At 42.5% G+C, this 15,159-nt stretch carries 14 protein-coding genes; 2 read left to right on the top strand and 12 right to left on the bottom strand.

Translation table 11 applies throughout. The annotated features are described in order from the left end of the window. Positions 1 to 44 precede the first annotated feature (44 nt). Together AAEY72_RS04675 and AAEY72_RS04670 are read left to right on the top strand one after the other, a co-directional pair. The gene (locus AAEY72_RS04675) at positions 45 to 221 is read left to right on the top strand and encodes a hypothetical protein (RefSeq protein ID WP_352309627.1); all 177 of its coding nucleotides are present in this window, start codon (positions 45 to 47) and stop codon (positions 219 to 221) included. A 134-nt stretch (positions 222 to 355) separates the two neighbouring features. Beyond that, positions 356 to 1,213, top strand: a complete 858-nt coding sequence (locus AAEY72_RS04670) for a restriction endonuclease (protein WP_352309626.1) — start codon at positions 356 to 358, stop codon at positions 1,211 to 1,213. Between the two features lie 145 nt (positions 1,214 to 1,358). Here the strand turns inward: AAEY72_RS04670 and AAEY72_RS04665 are convergent, their stop codons facing one another. The 12 genes from AAEY72_RS04665 to AAEY72_RS04610 form a co-directional block, all read right to left on the bottom strand. Continuing rightward, positions 1,359 to 2,252: a hypothetical protein gene (locus AAEY72_RS04665; RefSeq protein WP_352309625.1), complete on the bottom strand. Its 894-nt coding sequence runs from the start codon at positions 2,250 to 2,252 to the stop codon at positions 1,359 to 1,361. Position 2,253: 1 nt separating this feature from the next. Next, positions 2,254 to 2,430 (bottom strand): hypothetical protein, encoded by a 177-nt coding sequence (locus tag AAEY72_RS04660; protein ID WP_352309624.1) that lies wholly within the window; start codon positions 2,428 to 2,430, stop codon positions 2,254 to 2,256. A 119-nt stretch (positions 2,431 to 2,549) separates the two neighbouring features. Continuing rightward, positions 2,550 to 3,575 (bottom strand): L-threonine 3-dehydrogenase, encoded by a 1,026-nt coding sequence (gene tdh / locus AAEY72_RS04655; RefSeq protein ID WP_352309623.1) that lies wholly within the window; start codon positions 3,573 to 3,575, stop codon positions 2,550 to 2,552. A 77-nt stretch (positions 3,576 to 3,652) separates the two neighbouring features. After that, positions 3,653 to 4,843: a glycine C-acetyltransferase gene (gene kbl, locus AAEY72_RS04650; protein WP_352309622.1), complete on the bottom strand. Its 1,191-nt coding sequence runs from the start codon at positions 4,841 to 4,843 to the stop codon at positions 3,653 to 3,655. Positions 4,844 to 5,076: 233 nt separating this feature from the next. Then, on the bottom strand, positions 5,077 to 5,823 hold the full coding sequence (locus AAEY72_RS04645; protein ID WP_352309621.1) for a pyridoxine 5'-phosphate synthase: 747 nt from the start codon (positions 5,821 to 5,823) through the stop codon (positions 5,077 to 5,079). Positions 5,824 to 5,867: 44 nt separating this feature from the next. Further along, entirely contained in the window at positions 5,868 to 6,743 is an 876-nt protein-coding gene (locus tag AAEY72_RS04640) for an N-acetylmuramoyl-L-alanine amidase (RefSeq protein WP_352309620.1), read from the bottom strand. Positions 6,744 to 6,808: 65 nt separating this feature from the next. Then, entirely contained in the window at positions 6,809 to 8,062 is a 1,254-nt protein-coding gene (locus tag AAEY72_RS04635; RefSeq protein ID WP_352309619.1) for a hypothetical protein, read from the bottom strand. A 60-nt stretch (positions 8,063 to 8,122) separates the two neighbouring features. Then, positions 8,123 to 8,896, bottom strand: a complete 774-nt coding sequence (locus AAEY72_RS04630) for an MOSC domain-containing protein (protein ID WP_352309831.1) — start codon at positions 8,894 to 8,896, stop codon at positions 8,123 to 8,125. A gap of 213 nt (positions 8,897 to 9,109) precedes the next feature. After that, the gene (gene rsfS / locus AAEY72_RS04625) at positions 9,110 to 9,523 is read right to left on the bottom strand and encodes a ribosome silencing factor (RefSeq protein ID WP_010195955.1); all 414 of its coding nucleotides are present in this window, start codon (positions 9,521 to 9,523) and stop codon (positions 9,110 to 9,112) included. Positions 9,524 to 9,652: 129 nt separating this feature from the next. Then, a complete protein-coding gene (locus AAEY72_RS04620) occupies positions 9,653 to 10,588 on the bottom strand; it encodes a nicotinate-nicotinamide nucleotide adenylyltransferase (protein ID WP_352309618.1) in 936 nt (311 codons plus the stop codon). 359 nt (positions 10,589 to 10,947) lie between these two features. After that, entirely contained in the window at positions 10,948 to 13,095 is a 2,148-nt protein-coding gene (pta, locus tag AAEY72_RS04615) for a phosphate acetyltransferase (RefSeq protein WP_194620713.1), read from the bottom strand. A 132-nt stretch (positions 13,096 to 13,227) separates the two neighbouring features. Continuing rightward, complete coding sequence (locus AAEY72_RS04610) at positions 13,228 to 14,460, bottom strand: acetate/propionate family kinase (protein ID WP_352309617.1); 1,233 nt, start codon at positions 14,458 to 14,460, stop codon at positions 13,228 to 13,230. Between the last annotated feature and the right edge of the window lie 699 nt (positions 14,461 to 15,159).

The following is a 15,159-nucleotide window of genomic DNA, read 5'->3' as shown; positions in this document are numbered from 1 at the left end:
GTAACGCCTTAATTTTGCTATTAAGTGATGTAGAGTAGGTTGGTGTGGAGCTTGCGACACCCAACGGTTTAGGGGAGCTAATCCCGCCTTCTACTTGTATCTACCAGTCTGGGCGCGGCGCTGGCTACGGTTTGGGTCGCCGCTTGCTTCGCGTCGCCACCCTAAGACCTAGTCATCGTAACTTGCCCAAACCAGCAGGATACCGCTACAGTCGGGGCTAGCGGTGACATCGTGTTCTTACGACTATTTGCTGGAGTTGAGAATAATAGATCTTTTATAAGTTTTAAGAATATACGCTTTTTTTAGATTAACAATTGAGCTACATTAAACATAGTTCAAAATCGAGGATAACAATATGTCTGATGGTAAAAATTACGAAATTTTCGTACAAAATTTGCAGCAGGCTCTTATTAATTCTGAAGAATTCATGTCACAAAATAACATAGAAATTGAACGAAATAAAAAAATTACAGATAACTGTGGGATAGACCGTGAGTTTGACCTATATTGGGAGTATGAAGTAGCAGGACTTACTTATAAAACCGTAATTGAGTGTAAAGATTATGCGTCCACGATTTCAGTTGAAAAAATAGATGCTTTAATTGGTAAGACAAAAGACATTCCAGACCTAATACCAGTATTTGCAACAAAAACAGGTTATCAAAGTGGAGCAAAGACTAAGGCTAAGCACAACAAAATTGAATTATTAATAGTACGAGAACAGAAAGATGAAGATTGGGAGGATAAAGAAGGCAATCCTCTTATTAAACAGATCAATATTAATATTCAAATTTCTCAACCAAATCGAATAAATAGCATTAAAGTAGAAGTTGATAAAGATTGGGTAGAAAAAAACCCTCACATTAATCTTGAAAAATATATTGTAACTCCAGAAATGCAAGATAAGGTTTTTGTAGAAGATATCGATAAACAGATGACCTACTCTTTTTTAGAGCTTAGCGATAAATTAAAGCTAGATTCTAGTAATTCAGGAGAACATTTGCACGAAGAAGTTTTCTTGGATGCATATTTATTAATCGATGAAATCAAAGTGAAATTAAAAAATTTTAAAATAGGCTACACTAGTTTTGAGCCAACACTTTTACCAATTAGAATTGATGACTCCAAGGAGTTACTAGGTGTAATAGAGTATTTATCTAAGAGTTCATCTACAGCTATTTTTAAAGATAAAATAATTAAAAACTGGAGATAAATAATTATACAGTTACTATGGCAAACAAGTAGATTGGTGTGGAGCTTGAGACACCCAAATATCTTAATTTGATAGTTTGGAAAAATAAGTTGTTTGGTTTCATCCTTCGACACCAATCCACAACTGTTTCTTAAGGTATACCCTTTCAATAAAACCAGTTGCCATTACGAAGCTTCTCCATATCTCTATTACTTGTGATACGCAACATGTTGGATATTGCTCCATTAGCTTGTTCGCGATCTAGCTTTGTAAGAAAGGCATTCACATCAGATTCATCCGCGTGAAGTATTTTATCTAAGTAATATCTTCGTTCATTTTCGTTCAGTGCGGTCTCTTGAAGTTGAAAGGGCCGGTGTAGTGCAGCTTGAAGCAATGCCGCTCTATACTTGTCATTCTCAATTACTTCAAAGTCTCGATCTTCTATGTCCATAGTCACATGAAAATCTGCGAATCCACTAGAGATAAAAACCATTAATGTATAAATACCATTTTCCGCTTTGGCTATCATACGTAAATTATTATAATCTACTTCTTTATGCATATTTTTTCCTGACAAGTCAGCCTCAGAATGTGCGTAAATAGTACCTAGATTAGATGAAGTTTGCGTTACCGAAGAGTTTTTATTTGGTGAACATCTCACAAGTTCATTGGTTTTCCCAGGTGAAAAGCTCGTTTTTGGATAAATGATATTTATTTTATTATCAGAAATATATTTGAAATTGATAGTATGACTAGTTTTATCTAGTAAGTTTGCATTTACGCATGAAAAATTTGTTTGCAACTCATTTGAATCGAGGTACTTCCCATCGACATAATCACAGTAAAAATACATCTCATCCATTTCAGTTATCATTTTATTTTCAGATATGTTAAATATCCAGTCAGTCTGATTTGGATCACCTCTTCGATTGCAGTCCTCTTGTGATATGCCAAATATACCTATAAATCTTTCGTCAGCTATCAATAAACTTGAAGCTTCAGATGTGCCTGTATTACAACCTGAAAGAAGCAACATTGATATGATTAAGTATTTTTTCAAACTACTTCTCCTCCAAACCCTTCTTTGCTTCCGCAATCAACTCATGAACCTTAGCCCTTTCCTTTAGCACGCAAGCATCATAGGGAGAGAGCGGCTCAGACGCTTGTTCTTTTTCCTTATCTTGTTTGGCTTTTTCTGCCAAATACTTTTCAAGTTTTTCGGCTTCAGAATCGCCCATAGTTTATCCTCCATATGATTTTTACCCTATAAAAAACGGCACTGAAATCAGTGCCGTTTTATCAGTCGTGATAATTTAAAAGTTAACCACGACTTCTCAAATACTGAAGCACCACGTTATCAATCCCAGCTCAAAATCACTTTACCGCATTGCCCACTTTCCATGATATCAAAGCCTTCTTGAAAGTCATCAATGTGCATGCGATGGGTAATGATAGGCGATAGATCAATACCGCTAATCAGCATTTGCTCCATCTGATACCACGTCTCCCACATCTCACGCCCATAAATACCCTTTAAGGTTAACGCCTTAAAGATAATCTTGCTCCAATCCACCGTGGTGGTGTTAGGCAAAATGCCCAAGAGAGAGATTTTAGAGCCGTTATACATGTTACTAATCATCGAATCAAAGGCCTGAGGCGAGCCTGACATCTCAAGCCCAATATCAAAGCCGTGCATTTTTAACTCAGCAATGGCGCCTTCGATGGTTTCACCTTTGGCTGGGTTGACGGTCATGGTCGCGCCCATTTTTTTGGCAAGCTCTAGGCGATAATCACTGATATCACTAGCCACAATATTACGCGCCCCTGCGAAACGGCAAATCGCCGTTGCCATCGAACCAATCAGCCCCGCACCCGTGATTAGTACATCTTCACCAAGTAGAGGAAATGAAAGGGCAGTGTGAGTGGCATTGCCAAAGGGGTCCATAATGGCTGCCATCTCATCGCTGATACGCTCATCGAGCGTGATGACATTATCAGCAGGTATCACCAAATATTCAGCAAACGCGCCATCGCGGTCGACGCCCACGCCGATGGTGTTTTCACACACATGCAGCTTGCCACGGCGGCAGTTACGGCAATGTCCGCAAGCGATATGTCCTTCGCCAGTGACTCGGTCGCCGACTTCAAAGTGCTTCACGCCATCGCCTATTTCACTAATGATGCCGACGTATTCGTGTCCGATGATCATCGGCGTCTTGATGGTTCTTTCTGACCACTCATCCCACTTATAAATGTGCAAATCTGTACCACAAATGGCGGTTTTTTTAATTTTAATTTTAACGTCATTGATGCCAACAGTAGGTTCTGGCATGTCTTGCATCCAGATGCCTTTTTTGGCATGGGCTTTAACCAGTGCTTTCATACTTTTCTCTTATTTAACGGTGTTGTACTTAATGGTTGAATCTAGCGAGTGAATACCGAACAAATACCGAACGGCGCTTAATCAATCACTTTCATTTGCTTGGCGACTTTGATAAAGGCAGTGATACACTTGTCTAGCTGCTCGCGAGTATGGGCGGCAGAGAGTTGGACGCGGATGCGAGCCTCGTCTTTTGGTACGACAGGGTAGAAGAAGCCAATCACATAAATGCCTTCTTCAAGCAGTGCATCTGCCATTTGCTGGGAGACGTTGGCGTCATAAAGCATAACTGCACAAATCGCCGATTCGGTAGGCTTGATATCGAAGCCTGCATCTTGCATTTGCTTCACAAAATAGGCGGTATTTTCATGCAATTGGTCTTGTAAGGTATTGTCTTGCGAAAGCATCTCAAACGCTTTTACCCCAGCCGCCGCTACCATAGGAGGAATGGAGTTTGAAAACAGATATGGGCGTGAGCGTTGACGCAGCATCTCAATCATTTCTTTTTTACCCGTCGTAAAGCCGCCAATAGCACCGCCAAATGCCTTGCCTAATGTACCAGTGATCAGCTCAATATCACCATGCAGATTAAACAATTCAGTCACGCCGCCACCCGTGCGACCGACCACACCTGCTGAATGTGACTCGTCAATCATGACCATGGCATCATATTTTTGTGCCAACGCATAAATCTCATCCATTGGCGCGACATTACCATCCATTGAGAACACACCATCGGTGACAATCAAGCGAAAACGCTGTGCTTGCGCCGCTTTTAATTGCGTCTCCAAATCCTGCATATCTGCATTGGCATAACGATAGCGCGCCGCTTTACATAGGCGCACACCGTCGATGATTGAGGCATGATTTAACGAATCAGAAATAATGGCATCCTCGCTAGCCAACAGTGGCTCAAAAGCACCGCCATTGGCATCGAAACAGGCCGCATAAAGAATCGTATCTTCAGTATTAAAAAACTTAGAAATCGACGCCTCTAATTGCTTATGCAAATCTTGCGTACCACAAATAAAACGTACCGATGACATACCGTAACCTGAGTTTTCAATAGCCTCGATAGCTGCCTTTTTAATCTCAGGGTGGTCAGACAATCCAAGGTAATTATTGGCACAGAAGTTAAGCATCTCACGACCATCGGCAATCTTGATTAGCGCATCTTGTGGAGAGGTGATCACACGCTCGTTTTTATACAGTCCTGCCGCGCGTATATCACTGATTTCTTGTTGTAAGTGTTTTTGAAAGGCTTGATACATAAATATTCCTTTTTTAGTATTATTGGTGTTCGTTTGATAATAGAGATATTAGAACTGCTGATAGAACCAAACTGTCGTCATTTTAAAATAAAATTGATACGCCAATATTGCCGTGCTACTGGTATGAATTTTACTTGCTTGCTGTGTCTACGCTGACAGAGGCTGCATAAAATATATCCCAGCATCACCGCATCGAGTGTAAAGTGAATAGACTATTTGCTTATTAGTATGGACTAACCACAAATTGCTAAATACTGACGCACGACATTATCCATGCCTTGCTCTAGCGACTCAATCGTAAAGGCATGACCAATTGACACCTCAGCGATATCACTAAGGGCGAGCAGATCAGCCAAATTATCCAAATTCAAATCATGACCAGCATTGACGCGGATATCGTTTTGATTGGCAAGGTTGATACAGTCGCTAAAGCGTTGCTTGACCTCATCGAAATCAATATTGTCATCGCTCTTATCATTACTGTAAGCGCGCGCCCATTCTTCGGTATACATCTCGATCGTCTGTACATCGCTCTCGATGACCGCTTTGATTTGTTCGATATCAGGGTCGATGAACACCGCACAGCGCGTACCGAACGCTTCCAGCTCTTTGCTCAACGTTGATAAAAACTCATGATGTGTGATGATGTCAAAGCCGTGATCCGAGGTCAGCTGATCGTCACTGTCTGGCACAAGCGTGCATTGATGCGGTTTTACCTCACGGATAATCTTTAAGAACTGCTCGTTTGGGTTGCCTTCGATATTGAACTCGATTTCTGGATAATCCTTTAAGAATGCACTGATATCGTAGACATCTTGGTATCTGATATGACGCTCATCTGGTCTTGGGTGTACGGTAAAGCCTTTGACGCCTAGGTCAATCAGCTTTTTTACAAAATACAATAAGTTAGGGTAGTCAGTACCGCGAGAGTTACGGATTAAAGCCAATTTATTCAAATTTACGCTAAACAATGTGCTCATAAAATTCCTTGTACAGCTCGTTTATTATTGATGACATAAAAGGGTTAATAAAAATCGTTGGTATCAGCATACTTCTTATTTAATGCCTTTAAAATAGCATAAGTCTCTAAATCTACTTCGCCTGTTGGATTAAGGGGTCGAAAGTGCAGCTGAAACGCATAGATGACATCACGACTGGCTTTGTCCCATTCGTCGCTACTGTTAATCTGATAGCCATAGTCACGAAATTGCTGCTTGATCTCAGGTATCGTTGCCGCTGCAAATGTGTCTATATCCATAAAAGCAAGCTTATCAGCGTCATCATACCAAGCGCCGATACCATACTCTTTATATAGCTGCTGCCAAGGGAACTTTGCACCGGGGTCTATCTTACGCGAGGGTGCCATATCAGAATGACCGATGATATTCTTTGGTGAGATGCCATATCTGCCGGTGATATCTTGCACCAGCTCCGCGACCTTTTTAATCTGCAACTCATCAAAAGCGACATAATGGTCATAAGGATGATACGCCAGCTGGCCGTCTTTTAATGCATTTTGATACTCAGGCGCAATTCCTGCATTGACGATTTCTATGCCGATAGAAGTATCGTTTAATATCGTCCGTCCTGCAAAGCCACCGTCACCCGCATGCCAAGCGCGTTCATTTTCTGGTACTAGATTATAAATTTTATCATCGTTATTATCTAACACTAGATAATGGGCGCTGACCTTGCCTGTGGTCAGTGTGTTGATAGATCGGTCATTGTCTGAGACCGTATAGTGCAGCACGATGGTTTTGATACGTTCGCTTTTGCCAGTGGCTTGGTAGGTTTTGCTATCTACGATGTAGCTTTCGGTGGTCGCGACGGGAGAGGTCGTGGTCACGCAGCCAATCAAAGGCAGTGTTAGGCCAAACGCTAAAAATATGTTTTTTACCATGAAATGCTCTGTAAGGGGAGGGTAGATAAGATGTTTGATATAATAGTTTTTCGTGTTTCGCCTACTTATAATTTGCTTTGCTCAATAGCGTTAATAACCTCATTACCTAGATTACGAGTATTTTTTTGGTTACCACTACCATTATCAAGCTTAATATTGAACTGATTAGAAAGATATCTTAGAGCGGGCTTAGCACTGACTACAGTACCATTTTTACTTATAAGGATTGTTGAGTCTTCAAGTTGAATAATTTCATAATCTTCAATTTGGACTTTTCTTTTTTCTGGACTATTCGAAGTTAGAAGTTTTTCGATTTCATAACTAAGTGTATCAGTCGCAAAGTCAATTAACTCTTCGATATTAGTTTTCCCCCATTGGCTTGATACCACATACTCAGAACCATCACCCGTTCTCAAAATATCACTATCATTCAAGAAATATCTAGCCCTGCCCTTAGCTCTAGCATGATCTTGAGCTACCTTTAAATTTTCTACAATCGGTTGAGAGTGAGCAATATTATCAAAATCATTAATTAGTGCATCAATAGATTGATTTCTATGTTGGTTAAAATGATATTTAATAACTTCTAGGGCAAGTCTACCTTTACCTAATTCCATATCATTAAATCGGTACTTTGAATAATCTCGTGAGCTGTCTTTACGAATATCTCTTCTTTCCTCTAATTTACGTCTTACCTTGATTTGATAATCTTCTGCTTCAGGTAAAGGAATGATTTGTTGAATATCAATCAGTATTTTTCCGTTATCGTTATAGGGCTGTATTTTCATACAAGTAATATCTAAATTACGTTCATTCAGCCAAATGACGGAAGTCGTTAACTCGGCAGAAAAATCTTGTGAGACTAAGATGGTTTTAACATCTTCTGCAAAACCTATTTCAACAGTGTCATTCTCAACAAAACCTCTAATTTCAGACTGTGCATCGTCTAAAGAGTAGCTAGGATCACCATTTCGTTGTTTATATTTTTGAAATACTTCTATAGCATCCTCAAATGTCATAGTTGAAATCATAGATGCATACCGTAGAGCTTGTAGCTCCATATGGTCGCCTGTTTCAGTCCTCTTTAGTTCAATGACAACTAAATTGGCTTGTTTATCAATAGCTAGCAAATCAATTCTTTTTCTTGAGCCTTGCCAGTCAGAGAATTCCTCTGCTATAACCATACAACCAGGAGCGATAATATCAATATTATTTTTAAAAGCTTCTTGTAAGTCATCTCGTTCAAAAATAGATTCAACTACAAAGCTAGTAGGCTTGATTGCTAATAGCTGCTTGTCCTCCAAGGCATAAATACTCATATTAATATTCTCATTGCTTAAATAGTACTAGTGATATTGTGTTGTTGGAACTTGTAGTTTTCAATCCTGTTGGATTTTCTTAGCCAACACCTTTTTCCAACTCTCCTCCAAACACTCGATCGCGAGCCATGGCTCAATCACTTCAGTATTGTATTTCTCTTTAGAATTGGCCAGTTGCCACAGTGTCTCAAGTGTCGCAAACGGATAAGGGCGCTCGATTAAATAAACTGGCAAATCTACATTAATCAGACCATCACGCACCACTTGGAAGTACCAGCCAGAGATACCTTGTTTGCTGACCCATGCTGCGATATTTGGCACTTTAGTAAATTGTCCGATTTGATCATTGATTTTGTAGCAGGGGCGTCGCGGTTGGACGATACGTAGCTGAACGCAATCGCCATCATTACTATTGTCTTGACCGTTCTCAAAATGCCCACCGTACTGATAAACGTCACCAATGCAAACCGTAGACTCAGTCATTTCCGGTAGACCATTGACGGCTTCGGTCGTGAGGTTTTCGCCCAATGTACCGACGCGCACTTTTAGACCAAACTCTGTATTGATATGCTCATAAGTTGCAGGTGCTAGTTGATGCACGGCTTTTAGCGGGCCACCATGATGCTTGCGATCGGCTTGCTCATCAGTGGTTAAGCCCATAAAGTTAACGGCGACAGAAGATTTGATAGGTGCTTTATCAATGGCGCTCATTTCTTCACGGGTGAATGGCATGGACTTGCCAGCACGCACACAGGTTAGGGTGGCAATATGTAGCGGCAAGTCTTGGTTAAAGTCTTGTTTGCTTTGTGCCGTTGCTGGTAACGTAGATATCATCGGTTCTGTGCTCATAAGCCGCTCTGATGGTTGGTTGTTTTTGAGGCAGTAATGCTGACTGGTTGCTGATATCTTAGCGTAATCTTTAACCATTTTCAGAATATTTATTAGGCACAGAGCCGCTTATTTTTACATAAAAAAAGACCAGAATAATCATCTGGTCTTTTTGGTAATACGTTTTTCAATGTTGAATGATTGTCGTAATCAACACTCTTATTTGTTTTTGTTACGACGACCGGCCGTTTTCTTCTCACGTGGCACAGCGACCAGCTCAGCCAACTGCTCAGGTGATGACCATAGGCCTTCTAAGTCATAAAACTCGCGTGCTTGTGGTGTCATCATATGGACGACAACAGCGCCCAAATCGATCAACGTCCAGTCAGAGTCGATACCGCCTTCACGGCCAAGTGGCATAAAGCCCGCTTGCTTAGCTTCAGCACCAACGCTGTCAGCCATTGCGCGTACATGGCGCTTAGAGGTACCGTCAGCGATCACGATGCGCTCCATCACGTCTGTCAAATCTTCTACATTCATTACAGTGATGTTCTTCGCTTTCATATCGTCTAGCGCAGTTTCTACAACGGTTAAGCATTCTTTTAAGCGTTCTTCAGTCATGGTGTTGGTCATAAAATTTAATCTCTTGAATCGTAAATATTAAAATAAATAGGTTAATTGTCAATTTGCCATCTCGCACTGACCAGATAGAGGCAGTGACGTATAGAGATATAATAGGCAAAAAACAAAGATAAGACAATTTTAACGGAATTGAGCAGCAGAATATAGCTGATGGGCAATAATATATTGATAAATAGCAGGATTTAGCCATTTAGCGAATGGATTGGATTCAGTATTGCCAATGATATCATTTATTGACGGGATAGATGTGATTTGCGCTTCGGCTGAGGGCATTATATTTGGTTGATTGCCCAGATTTTGTAGCTGCTGGCGTATTTGTGTGCTCGATATGGCCGATATAGGACGCGGGTCTATATAAATGCGACCTTGATGAGGGTTTTTCAAGACGCTACTGTCTGCTTGAGTTTGCGTGGGTGTAGGTGTAGGTGTAAATAGCGCGACCAGTGCAGCAGGAGAGTCGGTTGTTTTATTTTGCATTTCAACAGGTAACTGGGCGTGTAGCTGGTTTTTTAGATTGGCTAACGTCTGCATCGCTGGTTTTTTATCAGCAAGATAGTTGTTAATGTCAAAAAGGTTGTTATCACTGTCAGAAAAGCCACCACGGTTAAAAACCCAGAGGTCGACATAATCCGTCAGCTTGAGTCCGTCTTTCCATTTATCTAAGCTCCGTGCACTGTCCATCCCCATAATAAATATCAAGCTGTCATGCGGATAGCGCTGCCGTAAGGTGCGGACGCTATCGATGGTATAGACGGGCGGTGCTTGCCACAGCTCCAGCTCATCAATCTGTAATGGGGTATTAAGTGTTGCGAGCTTTAGCATTGCCAAACGGTGCTTAGGGTTGGTGCTTTCATTTTTAAAAGGCGAGCGGGCATTGGGCAATAAGGACACATGCAGTGCGCGCTGTTGCTGCTTCGCTATTGGCAATAAATGCTGGTAGACGTACATCGCCATTTGCAGATGACCCTTGTGTACTGGATCAAATGAGCCACCCAAATAGGCACGAATGGCAGGGGCAGTATTTTCTGCAAGGCAGTCATTGGTAAGGTTTGGCATAAATAAGTGGGTCAAATGGTCGGTAAGAAAACGTTATGATGGATTAAAAATAGACGATATAGTCGATACTAAATAAAATAGATACACGACATTATAATGCGTGACTGGTACAAATTTTTCTTGCTTGCTGTGCCTACGCAGACAGAGGCTACAAAAAATTTATATCAGTCACACTGTCTCTTTTTTATATTGACCTGACTATAGCGCTATTGTAGTGGGCAACGGAGCGTCTGTCATTAAAATGGCAATAAAAAGCCGACCATCATAGTGATAGTCGGCGGTGTTATATACTGCTAATCATTAAACTTTTAATCAGAAAACCGTATGACGCTTAAATCAAGTCACTTAAGTTAAGTCGCTTAAATTAAGTCGCTATGGGCTTGGATAGCAGTTAGCGCGATGGTATAGATAATATCATCGACCAAGGCACCGCGTGACAGATCGTTTACTGGTTTATTCAAGCCTTGTAGCATCGGCCCAACACTGATGACGTTGGCGCTACGTTGTACTGCTTTATAAGTGGTATTGCCCGTATTAAGATCTGGGAAAATAAAGACATTGGCTTGTCCAGCGACAGGTGAGTCTGGCGCTTTTTGCTTGCCGACACTCATGACAGAGGCCGCGTCGTACTGTAGTGGGCCGTCGACTTTTAGGTTTGGCGCACGCTCGCGGACGATTTGAGTTGCACGGGCGACTTTTTCGACATCCGCGCCTGTGCCTGATGAGCCAGTCGAGTAGCTGATCATCGCGACTTTTGGATCGATACCAAAGGCTGCGGCAGATTGTGCCGACTGGATGGCAATCTCTGCCAGCTCTTCAGCATTGGGATCAGGGTTGATCGCACAGTCACCATAGACCACTACTTGCTCAGGCAATAGCATAAAAAAGACTGACGATACTAAGGAATACTGCGGCGCGGTTTTGATTAACTGAAATGCGGGGCGTACCGTATTGGCAGTCGTATGAATCGCACCTGAAACCAGACCATCGACTTCATCTAACTGAAGCATAATGGTACCCAAGTACACGGTGTCCTTTAGGTATTCGGCAGCGACATCTTCGGATGTTTTACCCTTGCGGCGCTCAACGATGGCGGCGATATATTTGCTCATGTCGAGGCTGTCAGGGTCGATGATTTCTAGACCTTCAGGCAGCGTCAAATCACGGTTTTTGGCGACTTGCTCGACATCGCTACGCTTGGCAAGCAGTACACAGTTAGCGATGCCACGGCTTTGGCAGATGCAGGCAGCTTCTACGGTACGTGGCTCAGAACCTTCTGGTAGTACGATGCGTTTTTTGGCTTGCTGGGATTTTTTGACCAGCTGATGGCGAAATGCAGAAGGTGACAAGCGCGGCTCATGATTGCGGCTAAAGTATTCTTTAATCCAGCTTAGATCCAAGTGCGCAGCCACATAACGAGCCACTTCTTCAGCGCGATCAATATCATCGCTTGGAATCTCAGAGCTCATGTGTACAAGGCTCTGTACTGTCTCATAGCTGTCGCTTTCGACACTCATGACAGGGATGCCAGTTTTGAGCGCTGAATGCCAAAGCTCTGTAACCGTCGGGCTGGGTGTGATACCGCCAGTCAATACCAAGCCTGCCAGTGGAATCCCATTGATACAGGCCAATCCAGCGGCCAGCAGTAAGTCATCACGATCACCTGGCACCACGATTAAGGTGCCTCGCTTAAAGACTTCATTGACGCGTGACACTGAGCGCGCCGTTAGGCTAATACGGTTGATACGACGTGTTTTGGCTTCCCCAATGTTTAGCCATGTGGCATCAAGCTCTGTAGCAATATCCCATGTACGCGGCACAGATAATGAGTCACTAAATGGTACCACACCGATGAGGCGAAACGCTTCGGTATTGAACGAAGGCGATAAGCGCTGAACTTCTTGCATAAAGTTCTGGTCCAAGCTAACGACCGCTTCCCCAGGTGCGACAGGCTGATTGTCAAAAGTATTGGGCACATCTTGCACACGCATCAAAATCACGCCTAACGTACGCGAATCGATGACACCACCGAACTCACGGGCGTGCACATCCAGTTTGTCTGCTAAATAGGCCGGTTTGCTGATGTCAGCGGTACTGACAAATATAATCTTGGCATCCAAAGCATGAGCGATTGCTCGGTTGATTTGTGAGGCATAAGAGGTCTCGGTGGTCGGCACCAAACCTTCGCAGATGACCACATCATAGTCATCGCCGAGCGTATGATAATTGCCGACGACCTCTTCCATTAAATCATCAAGGTTGTCATCGCCGATCATGCGCTCGACGTGCTGACGGCTGATAGATTTGGGTGGCTTTAGACCAAAGGCATGCATGGCCAACGCACTTGAGCTGTCCAAGCTGTGTTGTTTATCAAGGGTGTCATCTTGCAAAAACGGCTTCATAAAGCCAGCTTTGATACCGTTATAGTCAAAGGCGCGAATCAGACCAAGCGCAGCTGATGTCACACCGATACCGCGACTGATGGGAACAAGTAAAATGGTTTGCATAGTGTATCCTACGGTTTATTATGTTTTAGACTTCGATTTATTATTGGCAGCATAAAAAATACTGAGCGCTTTATTCTATGTTTTTTATAACCATCAAAAATGATAAACGCTGAGTATAATATCTAAATAGGCTTATACCAAATTCAAGGCCTGACGCGTTTCTTGCGCGATACGGTATTCTTCATCCGTTGGTACGACCCAAAGCTCAATACTACTGTCATCTGCATGGAAGCTGCCTTCTTTACCACGGGATAGATCCGCGTTTTTGTCCGCATCTATTTTGATACCAAAATGACGCATCACTGCTAAGATGCTGGCACGCGTGGTCACAGAGTTTTCACCGATACCACCGGTAAAGACGATACCGGTAAACTCCGGTAGCGCACAGCTCAAGCTGGCAAGGTATTTACCAGCGCGGTAGCAGAACATCTCAATCGCAAGTTGCGCGTCTTTATGGCCTTCACTGGCTGCTTGCTCAATGGTACGTAGATCGTTAGACAAGCCTGATATGCCTAGCAGACCACTGTCACTATTGAGCATTTTATCAGTCTCTTCTAAGCTCATACCGAGTTGACGCTTTAGATGCATGTGCAAGCTAGGATCGACATCACCGCTACGCGTACCCATCATCAGACCTTCGAGTGGGGTCAGACCCATACTGGTATCGAGACTCTTGCCATCGTATACGGCAGCCACCGAGCAGCCATTACCGAGATGTGCTGTTAGCCAACCATGTGGCCCTTTAGACTCCGTGATTTGGCTGGTACGCTCTGATACATAGGCATGAGAGGTGCCATGAAAACCATAACGACGGATTTTGTGTTCTTCGTACAGGTACTTTGGCAGGGCATAACGAAACGCAACGGGCGGCATCGTTTGGTGGAAGGCGGTATCAAACACCACAACTTGCGGCATATCAGGATAAATGGCTTGTACCGCTTCGATACCCAACGCATTGGCAGGGTTGTGTAGTGGTGCCAGTATTTTTAGGCGTTTGACTTCTGCGAGTGCATGCTCGTCGACTCGCACAGCTGCTGAGTATTCACGGCCACCATGTACCACGCGATGACCGACCGCGATGAAATGGTACTGCTCTAATAGCTCAAGGATTTTTTGTAGCGCCAATTTATGACGACCACCCGGGATAGAGATTTCGAGTTTTTCGCCATTTAGAGTGGTGTGTTTGATACGGGCAGTATCCAGACCTAAGTTTTCGGCAAGACCAGTAATACGAGTAGAGTTGTCATCACTAATCAATGCATATTTGATAGAAGAAGAGCCACAATTAAGGACTAAAGTAGGACTGGTCAGGGTTGATGTGTCAGAGTTTTTATCATCAAAAGTGGTGGTCAGGCTGGCGCTCATACTCTATCCTTAGATTATATTTTATAAGTGTTGAATCATTATAGATTAACACGGGTTAAATAAACAAAAACCAGCCGTATTCATGCTGACATGCGTCAAACAAAAATAGGGCTGATTTTGGTCATTCTTGCACGGCCATACTTGTCGAGTGTCGATGAGGCGCTTGCTAGCGCGCTCGTCACAGCTGCAAGGTCGGGCTATAATGTAACATATTTTTGTGCTTATACCACGACCACGATAAGGTTTAAATTCAGTACTGAGCGTGTAATTAATACAACTGTGCACCGAGTATCATTGGGGTTTAATAGCTGCTAAAGCACTAAAACCATGAGCAATATAAATTGTAAGAAAGTTTGTCAAAAAGCTGCTAAATCGCTATTTGCTAACTAAAATGGTGCTCTCGTAATAGTTCTAAAGGTAATGTAGTACATCCAAAATAAAGTAACCCCTCAAAATAATACCAACGCTTAATAAATTTTTGAGTGATTCACAATTACTATGAATAGCCATTATGAATGGTCATTATTAATAGCCACTATGCGCACAGCTTTATAGAATAATGCTATGATTAAAACCTTGTCGTATCCTCCTGTTTTGGTGCTCGATTTTTAATTTGGTTTTTACTAGGGCGTGTCTTCATTTCAAAAATGGTGATAAAAATGAGATAAATTGCCGTCAAACAAGAAAAATAGCGCAGAT

Origin of the sequence: Psychrobacter sp. W2-37-MNA-CIBAN-0211, from assembly GCF_040309405.1 — a bacterium.
GTDB classification, from domain to species: Bacteria; Pseudomonadota; Gammaproteobacteria; order Pseudomonadales; family Moraxellaceae; genus Psychrobacter; species Psychrobacter glaciei.
The sequence above is the reverse complement of the archived record's forward strand: the minus strand, read 5'-3'. Positions and strand labels throughout refer to the sequence as shown.